This window comes from Planomonospora algeriensis, assembly GCF_977012225.1.
This window is the reverse complement of record NZ_CDRNDK010000307.1, coordinates 1-7,973: the sequence shown is the minus strand read 5'-3', so window position 1 is coordinate 7,973 and position 7,973 is coordinate 1. Positions and strand designations below refer to the sequence as shown.

Annotated in this window: 3 protein-coding genes; 2 read left to right on the top strand and 1 reads right to left on the bottom strand. The window is 72.5% G+C overall.

The genetic code is table 11. The features are described 5' to 3' along the window. A partial coding sequence (locus ACWJ6R_RS25490; protein ID WP_449064661.1) for a hypothetical protein occupies window positions 1–942 on the top strand: 942 nt, incomplete at its 5' end. Between the two features lie 143 nt (window positions 943–1,085). Here ACWJ6R_RS25490 and ACWJ6R_RS25485 read toward each other — a convergent pair. Next, a complete protein-coding gene (locus ACWJ6R_RS25485; protein ID WP_449064660.1) occupies window positions 1,086–5,999 on the bottom strand; it encodes an NAD-glutamate dehydrogenase in 4,914 nt (1,637 codons plus the stop codon). Between the two features lie 652 nt (window positions 6,000–6,651). Here ACWJ6R_RS25485 and ACWJ6R_RS25480 point away from each other — a divergent pair. Beyond that, window positions 6,652–7,851: a sugar transferase gene (locus ACWJ6R_RS25480; protein ID WP_449064659.1), complete on the top strand. Its 1,200-nt coding sequence runs from the start codon at window positions 6,652–6,654 to the stop codon at window positions 7,849–7,851. The last annotated feature ends 122 nt before the right edge of the window (window positions 7,852–7,973 follow it).

Genomic DNA, 7,973 nt, shown 5'->3' with positions numbered 1-7,973 from the left:
TCGGCCGCCGGCACGGCCCCCGCGCCGACGCCCTCGGTGCGCCCGCAGGTCACCTTGGAAGAGGCCGGCCGGGCGCTGCGGGACATCCTCTCCGCCGACGAGGTCCTCGGCTCGGCCGCGCCGCGCCTGCTGGCCGACCGGCACCACCTGCTCAAGCAGGCCCGCGACGGACACCTGGCGCTCACCCAGGCCGCCTACGACAGCGCGGAGGCCGAGGGCGGCGACCCGCCCCGCTACACCTGGGGCGAGCCGCGGCTGCTGGTCCCCCGCCTGGCCCACGGGCCCGTCTGGTTCGCCGCCGTGGTGGACCGCCGGGACGCCGCCGGGCGGGCCCGCCCCGCCGTGCTGACGGTGGTACGGCAGGGCGCGGACGACTGGCAGGTCAGCTCCCTGTCGCTGCTGGACGACGCGCTCCCCGAGGTCGCCCTGGACGCCGAGGGGTACGCCACCGCCCTGGCCGAGGACGACATGACCGTGGCCATCAGCCCCCGGCTGATGGCGCCGCTCCACGCGACCACCGCGGAGGAGGGAGCCGCGGGGTTCTCCGCCGGGTTGATCGCCGAAGGCCCGCACACCACCGCCCACGCGGCCGAGATCGCGGCCGCGCGCACGGCGGAGAAGCGCGACGACTGCCTCGGCTACGACTCGATCTTCGCCGCGGCCGGCTACCCGGTGCACGCGCTGCGCACCGGGGACGGCGGGGCCCTGGTGATGTACTCCCTGGTCAGGACGACGACCCGGACGATCAAGGTCGATCCCTGCGCGCCGTACATCGCGGTCCCCCGGAAGGCGCGGGGGCTGACCACGGAGCCCTACGCCCGCAAGGAGCTGCGCACCGTGGAGACGCAGCAGTACGTGAGCGTGGTCCCGGCGAAGGAGAGCGGCGAGCCGGCCAGGGTCGTCGGCTACCTCGGCGGCATCACCAAGGTCTTCGTGTCCTGACGCCCCGCCCGGCCCCGCTCCTCGCGCCCTGACCTCCCGCCCGTCCTCCGCGGTCCGGGTGGACACCGGGCCCGGGGAGGGCGGGCGGACACCCGGCCCCGGGGGCCCGGGGACGCTCGGTCCGCCGGGCCCCGGGCGGGGGCTCAGTCCTCCGCGTGCGGCAGGCCGGTGGAGGCCACCAGCGTCCGGACCGCGCGCAGCGCCACCGAGAGCGTCGCCAGGTCGAAGTCGTCGCTCTCCCAGATCTCCGAGAGCGTCTGCCGGGCCCGGGCGACCGCGGCCGAGTTCACCTCGCTCCAGCGGGCGAGCCGCTCCTCGGGCGAGAGGCCGGACTCGCTGCCCATCAGCACGCCCCGGGTGAGCGCGGCGTGCGCGGCGTAGAGGTCGTCGCGGAGCGCGGCCCGGGCCATGGAGTTCCACCGGTCGTCCCTGGGCAGCGCGATGACGCGTTCCCGGAGCCCGGCCAGGCGGAGCCGGTCGGCGAGGTCGAAGTAGACCTCGGCGGCCTCGTCCACCGGGCGGCCGGTGCTCGTGGCGATCTCCACCAGGTCGAAGGTGGAGTAGGCCGGAACCATCGCGGCGACCCGTTCGGCCAGGTCGTCGGGGACCCCGCGGGCGATGAAGGAGTCCCTGCGGTCCTCGAACGCCGCCAGGTCGGAGCCGGTCAGCAGCTTGGGCAGGTGCGGCAGCAGGCCGTTCATGCCCTTGGTGAAGTAGCCCACCGTGGAGGCCAGGTCCAGCGGCGGCCGGCGGTTGCCGAGCAGCCAGCGGGTGCCGCGCTCGCACAGCTTGCGCGCCTCCAGCTCCATCGCGAGCTGGGTGGAGACGTCCACCTTGTCCTCCAGCTCCTCGACCGCCCGCCAGAGGCTCGGCAGGTCGAAGACCTCCCGGGTGACGAGGTAGGCGCGGGCGATGTCCGGGGCGGACGCGCCGCTCTCCTCGCCCACCCGGAACATGAAGGTGGTGCCGCTTGAGTTGACCAGATCGTTCACCACGCAGGTGGTGATGATCTCCCGGCGGAGCGGGTGGTCGTCCATGAAGGGGCGGAACCGCTCACGCAGCGCCGACGGGAAGTAGGAGACCAGCCAGGACGCCAGGTAGGGGTCGTCGGGCAGGTCGGAGGCGAGGATCTGGCCGTCCACCACCAGCTTGGTGTAGGCCAGCAGTACGGAGAACTCCGGCGCGGTCAGGCCGAGCCCGGCCTGGCGCCGCTCGGCGAGCGCCTTGTCCGACGGCAGGAACTCCAGCTCCCGGTCGACCAGCCCGTCGCGCTCCAGCCGCCGCAGGTAGCGCGCGTGGATGTGCAGCATCTCCGGCGCCTGCGCGCGGGCCGCGGCCAGCACCACGTTCTGGTCGTAGTTGTCGCGCAGGACCAGTTCGGCGACCTCGTCGGTCATGTCGAGGAAGAGCTGGTTGCGCTGCTTGTCGGTGAGCTCGCCGTCGCGGACCACCCGGTCCAGCAGGATCTTGATGTTCACCTCGTGGTCGGAGGTGTCCACGCCCGCGGAGTTGTCGATGAAGTCGGTGTTGACCAGCCCGCCGCCCAGGGCGTACTCGATCCGGGCGAGCTGGGTCAGGCCCAGGTTGCCGCCCTCGCCGACCACCTTGCAGCGCAGCTCGGCGGCGTCGACCCGCAGGCCGTCGTTGGCCTTGTCGCCGACGTCGGCGTGCGACTCCGACGACGCCTTGACGTAGGTCCCGATGCCGCCGTTCCACAGCAGGTCCACCGGGGCCTTGAGGATCGCGCCGATCAGGTCGTTGGGCGCCATGGCGGCGACCCCGTCGGGGATGCCGAGCGCGGCGCGCGCCTGCGGCGAGACCGGGATGGACTTGGCCGTGCGCGGCCAGACGCCGCCGCCCGCGGAGATCAGCTCGGCCGAGTAGTCCTCCCACGAGCTGCGCGGCAGCGCGAACAGCCGGGCGCGCTCGGCGAAGCCGCGGGCGGCGTCGGGCTGCGGGTCGATGAAGACGTGCCGGTGGTCGAAGGCGGCGACCAGCCGGATGTGCTGGGAGAGCAGCATGCCGTTGCCGAACACGTCGCCCGACATGTCGCCGATGCCGACGACGGTGAAGTCGGTGGACTGCACGTCCACGCCGAGGGTGCGGAAGTGGTACTTGACCGACTCCCAGGCGCCGCGGGCGGTGATGCCCATGCCCTTGTGGTCGTAGCCGATGGAACCGCCGGAGGCGAAGGCGTCGCCCAGCCAGAAGCCGTACTCCTTGGCGACCCCGTTGGCGATGTCGGAGAAGGTCGCGGTGCCCTTGTCGGCGGCCACCACCAGGTAGGTGTCGTCGCCGTCGTGCCGGACCGTGTCGGCGGGCGGGACCACCCGGCCGTCGACGAGGTTGTCGGTGAGGTCGAGCAGGCCGGAGATGAACATCCGGTAGCAGGTGACGCCCTCGGCCTGCAGGTCCTCCCGCCTGCCGGACTTCGGCGGGTTCTTGACCACGAAGCCGCCCTTGGAGCCGGTGGGCACGATCACGGTGTTCTTCACCATCTGCGCCTTGACCAGGCCGAGGACCTCGGTGCGGAAGTCCTCCATCCGGTCCGACCAGCGCAGGCCGCCACGGGCGACCTTCCCGAAGCGCAGGTGGACGCCCTCGACGCGGGGCGAGTAGACGAAGACCTCGATCTTCGGCCGGGGCAGCGGCAGCACGCTGATCGAGGGCGAGTCGAGCTTCACCGCGATGTACGGCTTGCGCTCGCCGCCGACCCGCTGGAAGTGGTTGGTCCGCAGCGTGGCCTGGATCATCTCCAGATAGGCCCGGAGGATCCGGTCCTCGTCCAGGGAGGCGACGTCGTCCAGCGCGCCGAGGATCTCCTCGTGCAGCGCGGCGGTCAGGTCCTGGCGGACCTCCTCCGGGCGGGCCGGGTCGAGCCGGGCCTCGAACAGGCCGACCAGCAGCCGGGCGAGCCGTACGTTGCCCTGCAGCACGCGCTCGATGTAGTCCTGGCTGAAGGCGGTCCCGGCCTGGCGCAGGTACTTGGCGTAGACCCGCAGGATCTCGGCCTGCTCCCAGGTGAGGCCCGCGGTCAGGACGAGCGCGTTGAAGCCGTCGCTCTCCACCCGGCCCCGCCACAGCGCGTCGAACGCGTCCTGGAAGAGCCGCTTGAAGACGTCCCGGTCCACCTCCGGCGAGGGGGTGTAGCGCAGGCCGAAGTCGTAGATCCAGGCGTCCTTCGTCGACGGGTCGTTGTCGAGGTCGATCTCGTAGGGCCGCTCGTCGACCACCTCGACGCCCATCCGCTGGAGCAGCGGGAGCACCTGCGACAGGGAGATCGGCCGGCCGATCCGGTAGAGCTTGAACCGGCGCTCGCCCTCGGGGGCGTCGTACGGCTCGTAGAGGTTCATCCCGATCGCGTCGGACGGCTCCGGCGCGCCCGAGTCCGCCGAGGTCCCCGACGCCGCCGCCAGGGCCTCCAGCCGGCGCAGGTCCGCGACCGCCATCCGGGGCGGGAAGTCCGCCTTGTACCCCTCGGGGAAGGCCGAGGCGTAGCGGCGGACGAGGCGGGGCGCCTCGGCCTCCGAGCTCAGCTCGGTGATGGCGGCGGCCAGGTCGTCCTCCCAGGACCGGGTGGCGGCGGCCAGCACGGCCTCCAGCTCCCCGACGTCGACGGAGTCCGCCCCCAGCTGTCTGCCCCGCTCCCCGCGGACGACGACGTGCAGCCGGGCCAGGGCCGACTCCCCGATCATCGCGCTGTAGTCGAGGGAGGCGCCGCCGAGCGCCTTGAGGAGGATCTCCTGCATCCTGATGCGGATCTTGGTGGTGTAGCGGTCGCGCGGCAGGTAGATCAGGCAGGAGACGTAGCGGCCGTAGTCGTCCGGGCGCAGGAAGACCTTGACCTGCTTGCGCTCGCGGAGCCGGAGCACGCCGAGCGCGATCGGCAGGAGCTGCCGCACCGAGGTCTGGAAGAGCTCGTCGCGGGGGTAGGTCTCCAGGATCTCGATGAGGTCCTTGCCGTCGTGGCTCTCGGCGGAGAACCCGGCCAGGTCGAGGATCTCGGCCAGCTTGCGGCGGAGCACCGGGATGCGGGCGACCGACTCGTTGTAGGCCGCGTGGGTGAACAGGCCGAGGAACCGGCGCTCGCCGACGACCTCCCCCTCCGCGTCGAAGAGCTTGACGCCGACGTAGTCCAGGTAGGCCGGGCGGTGCACGGTGGCCCGGCTGTTGGCCTTGGTGACGATCAGCATGTGCTGCTTCTCGCGGGCCTTGGCCCTCAGCTCGGGCGGGAGCGCGGCGAAGCTGCCCGAGCCCGCCTTGTCGTGCCGGAGGATGCCCAGCCCGGTCCCGGGCACCGCGTGCAGCTCGTCGCCCTGCTCGCCGCGCTCCAGGCGGTACTCGCGGTAGCCGAGGAAGGTGAAGTGCCCGTCGGCGAGCCAGCGCATCAGCTCCAGGCTGTCCTCCACCCCGGCGAGGTCGAGCGGCGGCGGGTTCACCGAGACGTCCTCGGCGGTCCGTACGGCCAGCGCCCGCATCTTGGGGAAGTCCTCGACGGCGTAGCGCACGTCCGACAGGACCCGCTGCAGGTCCGCCTCGAGCCGCCGGAGCACGGCGGGGTCGCTCTGCCGGTCGATCTCGAAGTGCATCCAGGACTCGACGAGCATCTGCCCGGTGACGTCCTCCTCGCCGGAGCCGAGGAGCCTGCCGGTCATGTCCCTGCGCACCCGCATCTGCGGGTGGATGATCAGGTGCGTGCCGATGTCGTGCCGGTTGAGCTCCATCGTCACCGAGTCGACCAGGAAGGACATGTCGTCGGTGACCACCTCGACGACCGAGCGGCCGGGGTCCCAGCCGTGCTCCTCCAGGTTCGGCGTGTAGGCCCGCACCACGGCCCGGCCCTGGGGACGCCGCTCGGCGAGCTGGCGGTGGGCGGTCGCGGGGCCGTACACGTTCACCGGGTCACGGTCCAGCAGGTCCTCCGGCGCGACGTGCCGGTAGTAGAGCCGCAGGAAGGCGAGCGCCTCCTCGGCGCTCCCGCAGTCACCGCCGGGTGTGTGCGCGCAGCTCGCGGCGGCACTCCTCAGCAGCTCGTCTTTGGCCTCTTCGAGCGGCATGTCGCTCTCACTCCTTTGTGAGGGGTATTGCTCATTTTTGACCGGATCTACACCAGATCCGCGGCGCCGTACAGGTGCCCGTACAAGGGGAAATGATGCTCGGTCCGCGGGTGCGGCGGTGACCATCCGCGCCGATCATCGTCGACCGGCGCGCGGCACCGTTCCTGATACCACCTGAAAAGTTGCGAAACGTCAACGTGGCGGCCGGTCACCGTCACCCTGCCGCCACCACCCGGGCGCCCCGCCGCCCGCCCTCCGGCGGGCCGGCCGGAATACGGGCGCGAACCGTCCCCGCGCGTCATCCACCCCCGGCCCATTCGATATGCCGACCCGCACCATCCGATATGTCGGCCCGATATGTCGGCGTAAAAGCCAGGCCATTGGAAACTTGCCGCAGACGACCGGCAAACGCGTGGTCAGATGCGAGATCGGCGCCACTTCCGTCAGTAGCATCGAGAAGCTCGCAGGGGCCGAGGCTCTCACATTCAGAGAAGACCTGCATCCATTGCGGTCGAGGCGTTCCGGACATCACCGGCCGGCCTTCCGCATGATCGACGCGATATTCGCGGCGTCAAATGGGATCGCCGAGTTGGGGGAAGCTTGACTGAATTCAGGCCGGTCGCGGAAAGAGAATTCGAATACGGAGGCGCAGATGTCCGCGACCACCAGGGATGAGCACCTTTCCGGCGGCGCGACCGGGACCGGCGGGGCCGGAACCGCCTCTTTCGACGGACCGGCCGTACGGCCGCCCGCCGGCCCGGAGGGCGGGACCGGCGCCCCGGAGGGCGGGACCCGCGCTCCGGACGGCGGGCGGTACCGACTCCCCGCCCGGCGAGGCCGGCGGTCCCGCCGCGTCGCGCGGCCCACGATCATGCTCGGCACCGGGCGGCACGCCCGGCGGCTCGCGTCGGTCCTGCTCGATCACCCCGAGCACGGGCTGGCGCCCATCGGCTTCGTCGACGACGGGCCGTGGCCGGGGGACGCGACGGGGCACACGCCGGGAGGGCTTTCGGGACGGGTGCCGGAGCAGGCGTCCGACCGGCCGGAGCGGTTCGCCGCGGCCCTGCAGGAGCACCGCGTCCGCGCGGTGGTCGTCGCCTCGGACCCCGTCCCCGGGGCGGACACCCCCGTGCTGGCCCGCATCGCCAGGGACCTGGGCTGCGAGGTCTTCCTCGCGCCCGAGCCGGGGGGCCTCCTCGTCGACTTCCTGCCCCCGCACGACCACGTCCGGGGCTTCCCCCTGCTGCGGATGCGCCCCGTCCCGCAGGCACGGCCGTCCTGGCGGCTGAAACGGCTCCTCGACATCGCCGTGGCCCTCACCGGCCTGGTGGTCACCGCCCCGCTGCTCGCCCTGTGCGCCCTGGCGATGCGCTGCGAGGGCGGGCCCGGCGTGCTGTTCCGGCAGAGCCGGGTGGGGCTCGGCGGCCGCCGCTTCGAGATGCTCAAGCTGCGCACGCTCCACCCCTCCGACCCCCGCGAGTCCGACACGCGCTGGAGCATCGCCGACGACGAGCGCGTCGGCCGGTTCGGCCGGTTGCTGCGCAGGACCTCGCTGGACGAGCTGCCCCAGCTCTGGAACGTGCTGCGGGGTGACATGAGCATCGTCGGCCCCCGGCCCGAACGCCCCTTCTTCGTCGACCAGTTCTCCCGCTCTCTGCCGCACTACGGGAACCGCCACCGCGTCCCCGCCGGGATCACCGGCTGGGCGCAGGTTCACGGGCTGCGGGGGGACACCTCCATCGAGGACCGTGCCCGCTTTGACAACCACTACATCGACGGCTGGACCCTCCGGTCCGACATCAAGATCATCATCCGCACCGTCGGATCCGTGCTCCGGCCCAGTGGGGGTTAGGGAGGCGGGCCCGCACGACGCCCCGGGACCGCACGGCGCCCCGGGACCGCGCACCACCGCAGGTCCGGTGGCGGGCGAGGCCGGGCGCCCGGTGGCGGGCGGCACGGTGGCGGGCGGTGCGG

Excerpts from the sequence above, each read along its gene's own strand:
- ACWJ6R_RS25485 (WP_449064660.1), bottom strand. The coding sequence starts at position 5,999 with ATGCCGCTCGAAGAGGCCAAAGACGAGCTGCTGAGGAGTGCCGCCGCG.
- ACWJ6R_RS25480 (WP_449064659.1), top strand. The coding sequence starts at position 6,652 with ATGTCCGCGACCACCAGGGATGAGCACCTTTCCGGCGGCGCGACCGGG.